We start from the raw sequence: 15,847 nt of genomic DNA on the forward strand, positions 1-15,847 counted from the left end.
TGCGAACTTTGCGAATTTACTACTTCAATATGAACCATGCGAATTTTGCGAACTTACTCTCAAAGCGGTTTGAGTAAATTCGCAAAATTCGCTTTATTCGCACAAATAAAATAATTTTCGTGGTCTTCCGCCACCTTCAGGCTTCATTTCATCAAGCCGTATATTTTTGCTGGCAAGGAGGTTGTTTAGGGCAACGGTCATTTTCTTTTTCGAGATGTGATTTCCAAAAAACTTATACAACCCAGAAGTGTCCAAGCTTCCGCCCGACTCCTCCAAAGCTTCTAATATTTTCTGACATGTCGAATCTGTTTCCATACCCGCAAAAATAAACTGCGCTGACTGTTCGCAAAAATCCCAAAGAGCAAGCGCAGCCCTGAGATGCGAAAGTTCAACACTCTCGCATCCATCAAGCAGGGCATAAATGAGAGCTATGCGCCTGACATATGCTTCAGACCGATTGAGCACTGAGCCGAGAAGATCAGCTCGCTCTTTTGCAAGAAAGGGATAGATGTCTCCCCACTCCTTTTTGGCTTTAGGACTAAAATCAATCTGAGAACGTGACTTTGATAATTTTAGAAGGGAGATCAGTTTATCTTGAAATTGTTTCACCATAGAAACGTTGAGCGGCTCGGGGAATGGAATCAGTTTTGTTCTGCGAACGCAGAGCCATAAAAAGCGGTTTGCAAACCCATTAAATATCTCGACTCGATCAAGACGGGCGTGCAGTTCCTGCAACGTAATATGTGTGGTAATTGCTACGTGGGGATTTGTAGCCACAAGCCTGCTGGTTTTGGTTAACGGCTCAATGGTTCCACCATCAAACAAAGTGCGGATGATAGTTGAAAGGGTATTCCCTTCCCTTTTAGTACAGGCAAGAGCTCCAGCAAATTCTTGATCAAGGATAAACAGCCGTTTGTCCTCAACTCCAAGATCTGTGGTAATAGTTTCGCCAATGCCCGTAGCTTTATCAACATGATACTTCTGCTCTGAGTCACGAATGGCATGAATCAATCCTTCCCCACTGGAAAGCGGACCTTGAGAAGTGTGAGCGGGTATCCATTCCTTTTCAGTAAAGCTGAAAAGTTCACGAATGGGCAAAGCGGATGTTCCTTTCCGCGCTTTAGAACTTTGCCCGACCAGCACAACATTAATCCGGCCATACTGTTTTTCTCCAGCAAACATGTGCGGAGAATGACCGATCTCAACACCAAAGCGGCATAAGAAAGTAGCTAGGACAGCAATAGGATCTGCTTCGGATTGTTCGACTGCAAATTGTGCAAATTCCCCAGCCAAACCATAGAAGACATTCTTAGCAGGAACAGGCCACGGAGCAGTTTCAAGACTCGAATAAGGGTTGCTCTCTTCGACAACCTTTTTACCAGCCTTAACCCCACTCTGAATTGTTTTCTGAATCTCCTGCGGACCTAAACCTGTTTTTAAAGCTACTTCAGCAACATCATCAATACTCGCTTCACCTGTTTTGCCCAAAGCAATATCTTTCCCAACCTGAAACGCTGCCTTGTTAAGCGAATCGTTCCGAGTTCCTTCTTTGGCATTAAGTAGAGATTGAACATATGGAATATTTTTATTTGATGAGTTCGAAGCTGATAGTCCAGACTTAGAATTTTGAACAATCAGCTCGATCAGCCAAGCCGGAGCCTCAACAGGTAAAACTTCGGTTATCCATTGATAGCTATTCCCTGATTTATGAACAGACGGTGGCAGGATTACATAACCGCCAGAGCCCCTGATATCGAGACCCAATCCAATTTTACCGGCAGAGTTGCGGATATCCACTCCCGCCGGCTTGGAAAAGAAAAGATGTCTTCCACCACTTCCAGTTTGCTGGGTCAAAGTTTCAGGTAATCGAGAATTATTGCTTTCAAGGAAGGCTAGAGATTCTTCTCCATGCGGAGGGTCAATATCTAAGACAAAGCTATTTGCGCCAGTAGGACTTCCAATATTTGCATCAGGAAATCTCTGCCACCAAGCATTGATTTGATCTAAATCTGTGCTCGCAGCATTAAATCCGCCAGAAACACAGGGGCGTTTATCAGTACATGGAAAGACGGGAATCCCAGAACGAGCGTACAGCAAAGCGGCACTGCTTATACTAGATGCGTTTATATGAAGGTAATCCAGCATGGCTTAATCATTCCCTGTGCGGGATTCAAGCCACTGAACAAAGCTATCACGTTCATAAACAACGTGACCACCGATTCTACGTGATTCAGGACCATGCCCTGCTGAATCAAGATTTGCCATGTATCCCACGCTGATCAAGTTACCAAGATATTTAGGCAACTCCTTACGAGGAATGATTGGAGGTAGTTCAGCTAAAAGATTTTTAAAAAACGTATCTTGACGTTTTGGTTCCTTAGTCACTCTATTTAATTTCTTAAAAGACATGAAGTCATCTCCAGAGTTGTGATTTCCTCTGAAGGTAACTGCAAGACTAGGGAATAATAGGAATATTACCAATATTCCTTTTTGCGCAAAACTCCTGTATTTTCGGGACGATATCCTTTATGTCTTTGTAATAGACTCTTCTAAATGTATCTTCTTTAATCTGACTACTCCTCTCCGGGTCCTCCAACAAACCTAAATGTTCAACCACTCCTCCACGCAAACAGACCTTAACTTCATAGCCATCAATATTGCGAGTTTGCAGAGGGCTCTCTGCCAAATGCTCTACAAGCCATTTCCACAAGGAATCAAAAGTTAGAATATTGCCTTCGTTGACAAAATCATAAGAAATAATTGCCAAGTAAATATCCCTGCGGTGGTGGTCTTCTTCAAGTTTTGACAGAAACAGGATTACACCAGCATTAGCATCTTCAATCGACTCTTCGCTTTCGCCTAACAACTCAACGTTTGGCAACTCAATAACTTCAACGTCTGAACGCTTCTCAGCAGATTCATTATTCATTTTAGAATTAACAGGAACTTTGGCTTGTTGCAGAGCTATGCCACTTAGGTCTTCTGACACGTTCTCAGAATCCGACGTATCTTCAAGAGGCGGTATGTAAGGAGCCATCAGCTTTTCGGCCCCCTCACATGAAAGATCTGCTAACGACTTTTCCCGTTCCATTTCAAAGTTTAATAAATCCCGATCCAAAAGGCTCCTATTCAGCAAGAATTCCAATTCTTTCCCATTCTCTAAAATTCTTTCAAATAGGGGATTATTAATAGTTCCAGTTTCCTTATACTTCTGCACAATAATGGATGATCCCATGAAAATTTCTAAAAATACTCTCTGAAATATAATTGTTTTTTGAAAATGTCCTGAATCAGAACTTTCCGCGAAAAGCTTCAAGTAATCTCCAGCAAAGATATATTCAGGAAGTGACGTGAATGAGTTGAAAACATAAGGACTGGATGTGTGAGCCTCAAAATCTGGATGGTAATATTCTTGGTCAATACCACTTAAGCAAAATATAGAATTCATCTCGGCTAACGATCTAAATAGTGATTTGTTGATCATTAAACCGTTAAGAGCAGCTATGTTTATACTTGCCAATAACTTGCAAAAAACGTCTGAAAGCCCCTGTGCATTTTTCTTATTTGCAGTCGTTATTTCTTTACAAAGAGAAGTAGCTACACAGCGGAAGGAGTATATTTCGGTACGATGTTCTTCTTCATTCCTTTTCTGCTGCTCATTCTCGCAAAAAATATTCTTAAAAAGTAAAAGGATATCAGAATAAAAACTTTTCTTATCAGGCCTTTTTGAGCATAGGCTCTGCTCACGATCTTGCTTCTTAAATAATGTTGAAAACATAGAAAATCCTCTCATTCTTTTTCTCATGAAGAGTGACATAATATGAAGGTATTTTGAAGTGACACTAATAGGAGGCATAAAAAATGGTACCAAACTGGTACCTCAGATGACAGAAACAAGAAAAGGCTTAGAAGGAAAACCTTCTAAGCCTTTGATATCTATGGTGGAGCTGGAGGGAATCGAACCCACGGCCTCTTGAATGCCATTCAAGCGCTCTCCCAACTGAGCTACAGCCCCACTTGCGTTGGGTGAAGAAGTATTTATAAAAACATGGTCCAGCTGTCAACAGCCTGAAACAAATTAAATTCAAAAATTTCAAGTATTGCCGTCATCATCATAATCCTGCGGACCTTTAACAGGCAGACTGATCACAAACCTGGTCCACTCGCCCGGTTCAGAGAATACTTCCATTAAACCTTCATGCTGCTTTACAATAATAAAATATGATACCGACAGCCCCAGTCCTGTCCCTTTATCCGGACCTTTGGTTGAAAAGAAAGGCTCAAAAACCCTTTGACGTGCTTCCCCGCTCAAACCGGGGCCGTTGTCTTCAACTTCAATAATATTCATTCCGTTTCGGGTATAATTTCTGAGAATAATTCTGGGGGTGTTGTCACCGAAATCCTTTTCAGCCATTGCGTGAGCAGCGTTCTTTAGTAAATTGAAAAACACCTGCTGAATCTGATTACCGTAACAAATTACGTTGTCGGACGATTGTTCATACTCCCTTACAATTTCAATTTTTTTGAAATCATAATTTTTCTTCAAATCATAATCATTGCTGACAAGCTTAATGGTCGTATCCATAAGTTCCTGAACCCGATTAAGGACCAGAGACTTCTCGTTCCTACGGCTGAAGCTGAGCATATCCTTGATGATCTCAGCAGCTCTTTTACCTGACTCAAAAATGGAAACCACCATTTTATCACAATCACGAACCTCAAGATAATTCACGATATTTTCAAACGAAGTGCCACACTCCTCAGCAACCTTCCTATTCACAGGGATATCCCGAAACAATCTGGTCTGAAGATTCTGGCACGATCCTACAATAGCGGCCAAAGGATTATTGATTTCATGGGCCATGCCTGCCGCAAGACCTCCAAGCGACATCATTTTTTCATTCTGAATGATAAATTCCTCAGCCAGCTTCTCGTTAGTGATATCCCTTAACTCAGTAACCTGAACAACTTTACCCTTGTATGGTATGTTTCGGGATTCCAGACGTGCCGAATATTCTGTGCCGTCTTTATGGACACAGTTAGCCCTGTAATCCCTCTCGAAACCTTCTGAAATATTATTTTTAACTTCAGCCCGGGATTTATCAGCAACAAGCCGGAGTATATCCATTCCGACCAGTTCATCTGAACGGTATCCTGAGATATCAACAAGACCTTGATTACAATCCAAGATGTGTCCATCATCATGAATGGCAATCCCACCGAAAGAAGCATTGTGCAATGCCCTGAACCGCTCTTCGCTATCGTGAAGTTCCCGCTCCGCAATCTTTCGTTTGTTAATATCTATTACACTTGAAAAAATCACATTCCGGCCTTCCATAGGGATAGGTCCGGTATAAACATCAACATCGCGGACAGACCCATCAGCTAAAACGTGCCTCAATTCAAACCGCGTAGCTTCATGACCAATTACTTTTTTCATTCGCTCCCGGATAACTTCCGGGCCATCTGCGTTGATATCACAAAGATTCTTGGCTGTTATTTCCTCAACAGACCAGCCATAAAAAAGACTTGCCGCATTGTTGGCTTCAAGGATTCTACCGCTATCAGAATCAATCAAAAGCATCGCAACAGAGTTGAACTCAAACATAGCCCGAAATCGTTCTTCGCTCATTGAAAGTGCTTTCTCGGACTTTTTCCTTATTTGAACTTCATGCCCAAGCTCTTCAAGCATGCACTGCAAATTACGGGTCATGGAATCGAAAGCCTGTGACAACTCCTCAATTTCCGCAAAACCGCGGATGGAAATACCGGGATAAAAGCCCTTATCCTTAATATTTAAGGCTGCTTCAGTTAAAAGCTTTACCGGACGACTGATACGGCGGGTTATGCTGAGCGTAGCAAAGAAAACCAAACCTACAGTGATAAATGTTGCCAGCAGGGCTACCCCCGCAGAATACACAGCAGGCTCCAGAGCAGTCCGAGCCAGCTTTTCTGCAATAACGGTAAACTTAAGCTCTCCCATCGCCAGTTCTGCAGCAGCCCCGATTACATATTCCCCACTAAGGCTTTTCCGGATTTTGGCACCGCTAACAGCCGGTATTTTTTTTTGGGCGAATACATAAGATGGATTAGGGTGAGCCAGTATTTGTCCGGAATCTCCCACAAGAAACAAACACTCACCGTACAGACAAGCCTGTTCAGAAACATCACGCCACGCCATGCCGAGACGAAGTTCTGCCAACAGGACAAGCCCGACCCTACCTGTCTCCCTGTCCAGCAAAGGAACCCCGATCTGCAGCAGGGTTCCAGCACAGTTCTCCCCGGTATAAACCTGACCATAGGAGATCGTCCCGGAAGACATAACTTTATTGAAAAGCAATTCGTCGGAAGTATCCAACGGCTCAGATTTACCATACACACTGCTGGAAGATGCCCGGGCTTTTACACGACCGGCCGGATCAAGAATTATTATTGCACAGATTTCAGACTGTCTTGCGACCATCTCCTTGACAACATCCTGTGCTTCTTGATCTGAAAAGTTTATAAAATTCCTGAACTGGTTAAGGCTATAAAGCTTATCTTCCAACACTGAAAAATGATGTTTGAGATCATAAGCGACGTCTCGTGCCTTGCTTTGCTCTTGCTGGAAAGAAGCCTCAATCTGCCCGCTGGCAATCCAGGCAGTCAGCATGACTCCCAGCACCACCAGCGGAACCAGAGCAAGAATAATGTAAGAGCGGAATAATATTGAATAGAGAGATCGCATTACAAACCTGATTTTTTACCTGACAATTTTATGAGCCTGCCGCAAAACTTCGTCGCTGATATCAACGCCGATTTCCTTGGCTGTCTTAAGATTAACAAAAAGATAATCCTCGGAAACTTCCACTGGAAGTGCAGAGGTTGAAGAACCGGAAAAAATCATCTTTGCGAGCCGGGCACTCTGACGCCCGATTTCATAGCCGTTGAATCCATACCCGGTCAGCGCCCCCTGCTCCACCTGCTTAAACCGGGCAGAAGAAAGAGGAAGTTTCCGCTCTAGGCAAAGCTTAACAAAATCCCTGATTCTGGACATAACCAGTCCATCCCTCGGCAAAAGCACAGCGTCCACATCAACTGGAACATAACTTTTATCCCCGAGCACATCAGTATCTCTGGAAAAAGGTTTCGTAATCAGCTCCAAGCCAACTTTCGGAGCTGCTTCTGCTAGCATTTTTAGGCTAGCCCGCGCACTTTTATCCATTGGACTATATGGCACAAAGACCCTCTCAACCGAAGGCACAACATCCTTCAAGGATTGCAAACGGCGGCCATCGCTTGCCGACAACCGCACTCCCGTAAGGTTACCCTCCGGCATTTTCATATTTATTACTATCCCGGCAGACACAGGATCATTCACCGGAGCAAAGATAACCGGAATATCCATGCCAGCCGTCATTTTCTTAGCCACAGCCGCAGCCGGAGTAGGAGATGCAAAGATTAAGTCGGGCTTTCTATCGAGCAACTTCTGCATATACTCGGCAAGGGCTTTCTTAGTCGGGGCCGGACCGTCAAATTCATAAATAACATCTTTACCTTCACGGTATCCGAGTTCATTCAATCCGTCTTTGAACCCTTCCAAAGTAGTAATATTATTACGAGTAAATTGTAGCACGCCAACTTTATATACTTTCTCTTTCGCACCAAAGGGCAGGAGAACATATAATAATACAACTAAAACAACGAGAACACCACCTGCTGCCCAAACAGCTTTACGCATACCCTCCTCCTTCAGCCGATAATTAACCCTTTTTTAAAATACTAAAAACAACCTTGCCGGTAAACAGCAATGTAAAGTCATTCTTGCAAACAAATCACAATGAAGGTCGAACTTCTACAGTATTATCGTTCAATGTAGTTGCTTCCCCAATGTCTGAAAGACGTTCGTGATGCAATGCGTTGACCAGATTCCTGTTATATGACTGAGATGATTTAAATACCCCGGCAGCAGCCACTGCACCTTTTGCGACCAGCGGAGCTACACGGGCGGTGAACACAACCTCTCCGAGCTCGTTAAATGCGACAACCTTATCTCCGTCTGAGATATTGCGTTCCGCAGCATCTTCAGGATGCATCTCAAGCATCATGGGACCGCGTTGCGCGACAAGCTCATCACGTTCCAGAAAGATAGAGTTCAGGGTATCAGAGCTGGGGACCGCAATAAGCTGTAGCGGATGGCTGCCACCATGGCACTCCTGATATTCAGGCAGAGTTTTCTCCTGCCTCTCATCAGCGATCTGGATCTTACCTGAAGGTGTTTTCCAATCCGTATGATCTGCAAACTGAATGGATATATTGCCCCCGGTTCTCAATATTTTACGCTGTTCATCGCTTATTCCCTGCAAACCATGCATGGGATTATCCAGCAATTCATCAAGTAAATCATCCTCGGAGCGTTGGAAATGAGCTTCGTCGTAACCCATTGCCTTCGCGAGCAGAGAAAAAATATCCCAGTTGGTTTTACATTCGCCGGGTGCAGGGATAATTTTGCGGGCCGCACCGAATGAACAATACCCGTAAGCACTGTAACAATCGGACTGCTCCACTGAAAATGTAGCCGGGAGGATGATGTCGGCATAGCGGGCAGTATCAGTCATGAACCGCTCGTGAACTACAGTGAATAGTTCGGGATTGCTCAATCCTTGCTGGATTCCGAGCTGATTCGAGACAGAACCGACCGGGTTACTGCCGTAAATATGCAGACAACGGACAGGAACGTGCCCTTCACCACCTTGGAGAGCCATAGCCAGCTGGTTGATATTTATCTTCCGCCCGGACCTTTGCCGCAGATCAGGCCGGGTAATACGGCTTTGGTCCACATAAGGCCCACCACCGGGTCCACAACCGCAAAATCCGCCTCCTTTGTGTTTCCATGCTCCGGTAAAAGCAGAAAGAATGGTTATCAATCTTACAGTCATGCCTCCATTCCCGTACCGGGAATTGCCGCTCCCTAAAATAATAGCCGGAGCAGATGCCGCGGCATATTCGCGTGCAAGTTCAATGATGTCCTGAGCCTTAACACCGCAAACTGATTCAGCCCATTGCGGCGTGTACTGCTGAAGAGTTTCTTTGAAATCAGCATAGCCGATGGCTTCCTTCTGCAGGAACTCAGAATCTTCCAGACCTTCGCTGACCAGCACGTGCATCATGGCAAGAGCCAAAGCACCATCGGTCCCGGGCTTGACCAGAAACACACCGTCGCAATAATCAGCCATTTCCCCGGCAAAGCATTCAACAAGAACAACCCGCTTGCCCTGCTTGCGGGCCTTGACCAGACTCGCCATGCTCTGCAACCGGGTAGCCTTCATGTTGCTGCCCCAAACGATATAAAAATCACTGTCTTCCAGTTCACGGGGGTCAAGACAGCCGGTGCTGCCCATTACGGATGTATATCCTGCACTCTTGGCAGAAGAACAGAGGGTCTTTACTAGCTCACAGCTCCCCATCTTATTGAACAGGGCGTCCCCGCAATTACGCTGAATCAGGCTCATGACCCCTGAATAATAAAACGGCAGGATTGAATCCGGTCCGTACTCGTTCAGGGACTGCTTCCATTTTCCAGTGATCGTTTCAATGGCTTCGTCCCACGAAACTGCTTCGAAAAGACCATCCCCTTTTTCTCCGGTCCGCTTCAATGGGGTCATAATACGATCAGGGGAATGGATGGATTTCTCGTACCGCTGCATTTTGCGACAGATTAAACCCTTGCAAACAGGATCAGCAGGATCACCTTTAACTTTCAAAATACGCGCCCCGTCACTTTCGACAAGCAGGCCGCAGGTGGTAGGACAATCATAAGGACAAATGGATTTATATATAGCCATGTCTGTGATAACCTCTTAAAAAATATCTAAAAGAGTAAGTTCTTAAAACCTTCAGTATGAATCAGATATATTATACCAGATCAATAGGTTAATCCAGTACAGTCATAGCGGATGAAAGCACGCCATATTTTCTAATGATGTAGGCAAATAGGAAGAAACCAATTATTGATTATATTTTTCCAGCCTGATAGGTATACGGGTTATTGCTCACAACAGAATGGAACAATTTCAGGATAAAGTATGGCCACAAAACAGAGAAAACAAAGCATTCATAGATTTATTATTGTATTGATTCTTCTACTGGCGATTACTTCATGCACTGACAACAGTGCTGTAAAAATAGGTTTTGTGGGCAGCATAACAGGCCGCTACTCCGAACTTGGCGTCACCGCCAGAAACACTCTGCAATTGCTGACCGAAGAGCAGAACAAAGCCGGAGGCATAAATGGGAAAAGAATTGAGCTGGTAATCAGGGATGACAAAAGCTCTCCGGCTGAAGCCAAAGCAGCTTTAATAGATCTGATTCAAAATGATGTCCGCCTCATATTAGGCCCAATTACCAGCGCCATGGCAGAACCGACAACCGAGACCATTAACGGACGCGATGTACTCGTTATGAGCCCGACAATGAGCACGGATTTCCTCGCCAACAAAGACGACAACCTGCTGCGGACCGCAACAGGAAGCTCAGGACAGGCAAATACAATTGCGGAACGGATATTTTCACTCGGTCTGGGCAGAACTGCCGTAATCGGCGACATGGAAAACCCTAAGTATGTTAACTCCGTCGCCCAGCGGTTTAGAATACTCATGGAAAATTCCGGGAAGGAAATTCCGGTAGAGATAAAATACTACAGCAGTCAAAACCCTAATTTCAATGATATCGCCCGGAAAACGGCCGCCACAAATCCAGATTCGGTTATGCTTATTACCAACGGGTTTGATGCAGCTATGCTTGCACAGGCCATGCGCAGGGCAGGAATGAAAAGTGCTCAGTTTTTCGGAGTAAGCTGGTCTCAGTCAAACGACATTATCACCCATGGCGGAAGAGCTGTTGAAGGTATGCGGCTTATCGCTCTGCATGATTACGGAAATGTCGATCCAGACATAAGAGCCCTGAAGAAACAATACGTTGATCGCTACAACAAAGAACCTTCATTTATTTACACCCGGTATGCGGGAATATTTAAAATTGCTATATATGGCCTTGAGCACACAAAATCATACAAGCCTTCTAAAATTAAACAGACTATTTTAGAAAAACAAAAATTCAACATTCTAGGAAGGGAAATCATCTTTAACAAATTCGGTGATGTAAAAGAACAATACAACCTCGTCATAATCAAAGACGGCAAGTTTACCAGTGACAGCTAATAAATATGAAAAACAATAAATCATTATGGGAAATACTGTCGGGGCACTTCATTGTCTCATCGACGATTCCTTTTCTCCTTTTCGCTGCACTGGTTTATGTTTATACCATTACCCATTTCAGAGACAGTATTGAAGCCAGAAATAATTCTTCTGCCAAACTGTTGGTCAGCATCGTTGAAGAAAAAATGCATAACATACAGTTGACTCTGCAGAACTGTGTAAAAAACATTGATAAGTCTAAAAACACATTGAAACAGACAAACAACTACCTGCAGGCCATAACCATAGCCAGTCAGGCTATCCACAAAGTCCGCCTGCTCGACAAACAGGGAATCGTTTACGCCCAGTCTCCTTATTCCAAAGAAGCTTTGGGGTTGGATATGTCCAACTACCCTTCTTTCAAAAACGCAGACTCTGAGAAGAAACCATATTGGTCTCCTTCCATCATCTCCGAAACGCACCGTACCCCTGTTTTTCAAATTTCCATTCCGCTGAGCAAAGGGGTGCTTATTGCCGATGTAACCTTTCCGAATCTCAATTCCCTGCTGCAGGAAATCAATTTGGGAAACAAAAGCATTCTGGCAATAACAGACCAGACCGGGACATACATTGCACACTCTGACGAACTGAATGTACAGCAACGCAATGAGGACCAACACTTTAAATTATTTGAAAATATATCCGGCAGTGAAGTAAAAAAGATATCAATAGAAAACGACAAGCTCTACAACACGGTTTATGCCGCGTCCATCGGACCATCGCGCTGGGTGGTCTTGATTTACCAGAATTCCGCAGATGTATACCGCAACCTGATTACCTACACCATCGCCTTCACCACTATTGCGCTGGTCATACTTTTTATGGCCATGCTAATTCTGATGCTGCGGTTCAAGACAATCACTTCGCATTTCAACGATCTGCTCAACCTTGCGGCCAGAGTCTCACGCGGAGACTACAACCAGCCCGCTACACATAAGGAAATCAAAGAGTTTGCAGAGATCGCCACAGCTTTTGAAAAAATGTCTGACAGTATTCAGGCACGCGAAAAGCAAATCCACAACCTGAACCGTGATCTGGCCCAGAAACTCAGCCAGATTACCAAGCTGCATAATGTTAATGAGATGGTTCTTTCTTCTGCCGCTGAAGCTATCTTCGGGCTGGACCATGAAGGAAACATCATCTTCATCAATACAGCAGCATGCAGGATGCTTGGGTATAGCAAAGAACAACTCATCGGCAAGAGCCACCATGATCTATGCTATTTCAGCAGAAAAAACGGGAATCCATCCCCTCTTGAAGATTGCCCTCTGCACGCCAGCCTTTGCGATGGAAAGGCAAAACGCGGGACTGATACATTCATACGAAAAGACGGTGTCTGTGTTCCGGTCGACTATTATTCCATGCCGATCCTTGAAGAAGGGAAAATGCAGGGAATCGTTGTCTCAGCTATCGATATAAGTGAAAGATTAGAGTCAGAACATGAAATGAGAAAACTGCGCAGCCTGTTGAGTAACATAATCAATTCCATGCCTTCCGTTTTAATCGCAGTGAACAGTAAAGCGAAGGTTATCCAGTGGAATTCACAGGCTGAGCTTGAAACCGGGCTGAAAAAGGACGAAGCTGTAGGGCTTCCACTTGAAAAGGTCTACCCGAAACTGGCCCAGAAAATGGCGGACATCCATACAGCTCTTAAAGGTTCCAGCACCAGCGGGATCAAAGAAAGACTCATCCACCAGCGCGACGGCAGGACATTTTATGAGGATATCACCATATACCCACTTGAACAAAACGATATAAAAGGGGCGGTTATCCGGCTGGATGATGTTACCGATAAAGTTAATCTGGAACAGGTAATGGTTCAGTCTGAAAAAATGATGTCGCTAGGCGGACTTGCCGCGGGCATGGCTCATGAAATCAACAACCCTCTAGCGGGTATCTCCGGCAATGTGTACAACATGAACAAACGCCTTTTCGGCAACCTCCCCGCCAACAGAGCAACTGCAGAGCAATACGGACTCTGCCTCGAAGATATGCACAGCTATCTTGAAGCCCGGGATATCCCAAAAATGATTGATTCCATTAAATCATCCACCATGAGGGCCTCCACTATTGTCCGGAATATGCTCAGCTTCAGCCGCAAAAGCGAAATGAGCATTGAGAGATATGACATTACTCAATTATTGGACGAGACAATTGACATTGCCGCTAATGATTATGATCTGAAAAGAGAATTCGATTTCAAAAAAATCAATATCATCCGTGAGTACAGCGCAAATGTCCCCAAAATATATTGCGAAAGAGGAGAAATTCAGCAGGTATTTTTCAATCTTCTGAAAAACGGTGCTGAAGCAATGAAAGACCAAGTTCGGGCAGACTCTCCTCCGGGCTTCACCGTGCGGGTCTTTGAAGAAGATCATTACGTCACAGTGCAGATAGAAGACAACGGTCCGGGAATGGATAAAGACGTCAGCTCCCGCATATTTGAACCATTCTATACGACCAAACCAGTCGGGAAAGGGACCGGGCTAGGACTTTCAGTTTCATATTTCATTATCACTGAGCAACACGGCGGAACCATGACCATCGACTCCAAATCGGGTCACTGGACCAGATTCACTATCAAATTGCCTATAACCCCGAAAAAATAAATATAACTCCGGCCACATACTGCAATTCGCAAATTATGCAGTGCCTTGACTTACCCGACCTCTAAAAACAACCCGAAAGGTAATACATGAACAAGACCGCATTATTCAAAAAACTGGTCCATGCCCCAGAGCTGTTACTCATGCCCGTCGCCTTTGACGGCATATCGCTGCTCGCCATTGAGCAGGCCGGATTCAAGGCGACCTGCGTGGCCGGATACGGCACGTCCAGTTCTGTGCTGGGACTGCCAGACATCGGGATAATCAGCTCCAGCGAAATGCTGAGCCATTACGCCAACCTCATTGCCCGGACAAAACTTCCAGTCATGGTCGATATCGATACCGGATTCGGGGATGTGAACAACGTCATCCGCACGGTGCAGCAGGTGGAACAGATGGGAGCTGCAGCATTATTTATTGAGGACCAGACATATCCCAAACGTTGCGGTCATATGGGCGGTAAGTCCGTTGTGGATGTGGAAGAGTATCTACCCAAATTAAAAGCAGCTCTCTGGGCACGCAAAAATCCGGACTTCATGATCATGGCCCGCACAGATGCCAGAGCCGTTTACGGTATTGATGAAGCCATCAGACGTGCTAAAATTTACGCCGAGGCCGGAGCGGATATGATCTTCGTGGAAGCGGTCGCGTCAGTCGACGAAATGCGCAGGGTCAATGCCGAAGTCCCGGTTCCAAGCATGGCCAACATGATTGAAGGTGGCAAGACCCCGTTCCTTAACAAGGACGAACTTCAGGATGTGGGCTATGCCGTTGCAGCCTACCCTTGCGGCCCGCTCTATGCAGCCGCCCGCGCTGTCCAGAAATGGGCAACCACGCTCAAGGAACACGGCACAACCGAAAGCTTTGCCTCCACGGAAAGCATGATGGATTTCGCAGAATACAACCGCTTCATCGGTGCGGAAGAGATCAGGGAACGCGAAAAACTATTCCACACTCCGGATAGCGATTAATTAATCTCTCAGTGCGATAGAAACACTCCTCCCGAAGTCCTGCTTGACGCTTTCAATAACTTTGGCAAACAAGACCTGAACCAGAATTTTATTCTCATCAAAAACAACAAAAGGTCCGGCTTGAAGCTCAAGCCGGACCTTTGTCTGAATATCATTCAGCAAAATAGTGCCGATGCTGCAAAAACCTAATGACCTTTGCAAACATGTTCACTCGGTGCCCATCCATCCATATACCACGCACGTGCTCCCATAATCTGCAACCCGTGATAACGCACATATTCCAATTGTTCTTCGGAATATGTATGTCCTTCAATAGGCATAAGCGCGTTGACTTCACTGGGACCGTAAGCAGTGTCTGAAGAGTCGGCAACAAACACGGGCTCTCCAACAGACCCTGCTGGATGTTTGACGGTCAATTTACCCAAACCGATACCTTCTGCCATGCAGGGAATATCTATGTCGTGTACAATATCCATTTTAATCTCCTTAAATCAGGTTTAAATACCACCACAAACATATCGATAAACAATATCACGGCAACACTTAAGCACAGATATAACAAGAGTTCAATATGTTGTAACTGCCTAGCGAAATGACCTCGGATTATATTTTCTCAACATGATACAGAATTCAAAAATCGCATATGAGCAAACCTTCTCCTCTTGTCTCCCATTCCTTTCCCGGATCATTTCTTCGCAGGGAGGAACCGTGGATCAATGGTATTATAGCCTGACAACCGCCCCTGCATGAATTAAACAAATTTGAATTTAATAGAGCAATAGTAGTATCTTTTCTTGACTCGTAACACGATTGAGTATAAATAAAATTCAGGAAAAACGGCCCCCGCTCGGAAATCCGTTCCTGTACAACGGACTTTTCGACTTCTTGATTAAATTCATGAAGATCTACCTCCATCCCCGGGATCACTGTTTTTCAATCCCACGGCGACTCGGATATAATCAACTCTGATTCGAACACGGGCCTGACAGCACCTGCTCTGCTGTCAGGCCTGTAGGGATACAAAAAGGCCGGC

Annotated in this window: 11 protein-coding genes and 1 tRNA gene; 3 read left to right on the forward strand and 9 right to left on the reverse strand. The window is 44.8% G+C overall.

Translation table 11 applies throughout. The features are described from left to right. Positions 1-93 precede the first annotated feature (93 nt). From ACNI29_RS00860 to ACNI29_RS00890, 7 genes are all read right to left on the reverse strand, one after another. Positions 94-2,145 carry a bifunctional DNA primase/polymerase gene (locus tag ACNI29_RS00860; protein WP_419780313.1) on the reverse strand — a complete coding sequence of 684 codons (2,052 nt, stop codon included), beginning with the start codon at positions 2,143-2,145 and terminating at the stop codon, positions 94-96. A 3-nt stretch (positions 2,146-2,148) separates the two neighbouring features. Beyond that, on the reverse strand, positions 2,149-2,409 hold the full coding sequence (locus ACNI29_RS00865; protein WP_419780314.1) for a hypothetical protein: 261 nt from the start codon (positions 2,407-2,409) through the stop codon (positions 2,149-2,151). Between the two features lie 46 nt (positions 2,410-2,455). Further along, on the reverse strand, positions 2,456-3,778 hold the full coding sequence (locus ACNI29_RS00870) for a hypothetical protein (protein WP_419780315.1): 1,323 nt from the start codon (positions 3,776-3,778) through the stop codon (positions 2,456-2,458). Between the two features lie 161 nt (positions 3,779-3,939). Beyond that, a tRNA-Ala gene (locus ACNI29_RS00875) sits at positions 3,940-4,015 on the reverse strand. A gap of 78 nt (positions 4,016-4,093) precedes the next feature. Then, positions 4,094-6,727 carry a PAS domain S-box protein gene (locus tag ACNI29_RS00880; protein ID WP_419780316.1) on the reverse strand — a complete coding sequence of 878 codons (2,634 nt, stop codon included), beginning with the start codon at positions 6,725-6,727 and terminating at the stop codon, positions 4,094-4,096. 15 nt (positions 6,728-6,742) lie between these two features. Beyond that, complete coding sequence (locus tag ACNI29_RS00885) at positions 6,743-7,720, reverse strand: ABC transporter substrate-binding protein (RefSeq protein WP_419780317.1); 978 nt, start codon at positions 7,718-7,720, stop codon at positions 6,743-6,745. A gap of 94 nt (positions 7,721-7,814) precedes the next feature. Continuing rightward, entirely contained in the window at positions 7,815-9,824 is a 2,010-nt protein-coding gene (locus tag ACNI29_RS00890) for a molybdopterin-dependent oxidoreductase (RefSeq protein WP_419780318.1), read from the reverse strand. 240 nt (positions 9,825-10,064) lie between these two features. Here ACNI29_RS00890 and ACNI29_RS00895 point away from each other — a divergent pair, with 240 nt between their 5' ends. The 3 genes from ACNI29_RS00895 (at position 10,065) to ACNI29_RS00905 (ending at position 14,814) form a co-directional block, all read left to right on the forward strand. Then, a complete protein-coding gene (locus ACNI29_RS00895) occupies positions 10,065-11,198 on the forward strand; it encodes an ABC transporter substrate-binding protein (protein ID WP_419780319.1) in 1,134 nt (377 codons plus the stop codon). A 5-nt stretch (positions 11,199-11,203) separates the two neighbouring features. After that, positions 11,204-13,846 carry a PAS domain S-box protein gene (locus ACNI29_RS00900; protein WP_419780320.1) on the forward strand — a complete coding sequence of 881 codons (2,643 nt, stop codon included), beginning with the start codon at positions 11,204-11,206 and terminating at the stop codon, positions 13,844-13,846. An 86-nt stretch (positions 13,847-13,932) separates the two neighbouring features. Continuing rightward, positions 13,933-14,814 (forward strand): isocitrate lyase/PEP mutase family protein, encoded by an 882-nt coding sequence (locus ACNI29_RS00905; protein WP_419780321.1) that lies wholly within the window; start codon positions 13,933-13,935, stop codon positions 14,812-14,814. Here the strand turns inward: ACNI29_RS00905 and ACNI29_RS00910 are convergent, their stop codons facing one another. Then, positions 14,815-14,976, reverse strand: a complete 162-nt coding sequence (locus ACNI29_RS00910) for a hypothetical protein (RefSeq protein ID WP_419780322.1) — start codon at positions 14,974-14,976, stop codon at positions 14,815-14,817. 23 nt (positions 14,977-14,999) lie between these two features. Next, a complete protein-coding gene (locus tag ACNI29_RS00915) occupies positions 15,000-15,290 on the reverse strand; it encodes a hypothetical protein (RefSeq protein ID WP_419780323.1) in 291 nt (96 codons plus the stop codon). Positions 15,291-15,847 lie beyond the last annotated feature (557 nt).

Origin of the sequence: Maridesulfovibrio spiralis (SeqCode), from assembly GCF_048571135.1 — a bacterium.
Taxonomy (GTDB): domain Bacteria; phylum Desulfobacterota; class Desulfovibrionia; order Desulfovibrionales; family Desulfovibrionaceae; genus Maridesulfovibrio; species Maridesulfovibrio spiralis.

Bases quoted from the DNA above. Each gene is read 5' to 3' on its own strand.
- ACNI29_RS00890 (WP_419780318.1), bottom strand. From the start codon at position 9,824: ATGGCTATATATAAATCCATTTGTCCTTATGATTGTCCTACCACCTGC.
- ACNI29_RS00915 (WP_419780323.1), bottom strand. From the start codon at position 15,290: ATGGATATTGTACACGACATAGATATTCCCTGCATGGCAGAAGGTATC.
- ACNI29_RS00895 (WP_419780319.1), top strand. From the start codon at position 10,065: ATGGCCACAAAACAGAGAAAACAAAGCATTCATAGATTTATTATTGTA.
- ACNI29_RS00880 (WP_419780316.1), bottom strand. From the start codon at position 6,727: ATGCGATCTCTCTATTCAATATTATTCCGCTCTTACATTATTCTTGCT.
- ACNI29_RS00860 (WP_419780313.1), bottom strand. From the start codon at position 2,145: ATGCTGGATTACCTTCATATAAACGCATCTAGTATAAGCAGTGCCGCT.
- ACNI29_RS00905 (WP_419780321.1), top strand. From the start codon at position 13,933: ATGAACAAGACCGCATTATTCAAAAAACTGGTCCATGCCCCAGAGCTG.
- ACNI29_RS00885 (WP_419780317.1), bottom strand. From the start codon at position 7,720: ATGCGTAAAGCTGTTTGGGCAGCAGGTGGTGTTCTCGTTGTTTTAGTT.
- ACNI29_RS00900 (WP_419780320.1), top strand. From the start codon at position 11,204: ATGAAAAACAATAAATCATTATGGGAAATACTGTCGGGGCACTTCATT.
- ACNI29_RS00865 (WP_419780314.1), bottom strand. From the start codon at position 2,409: ATGTCTTTTAAGAAATTAAATAGAGTGACTAAGGAACCAAAACGTCAA.
- ACNI29_RS00870 (WP_419780315.1), bottom strand. From the start codon at position 3,778: ATGTTTTCAACATTATTTAAGAAGCAAGATCGTGAGCAGAGCCTATGC.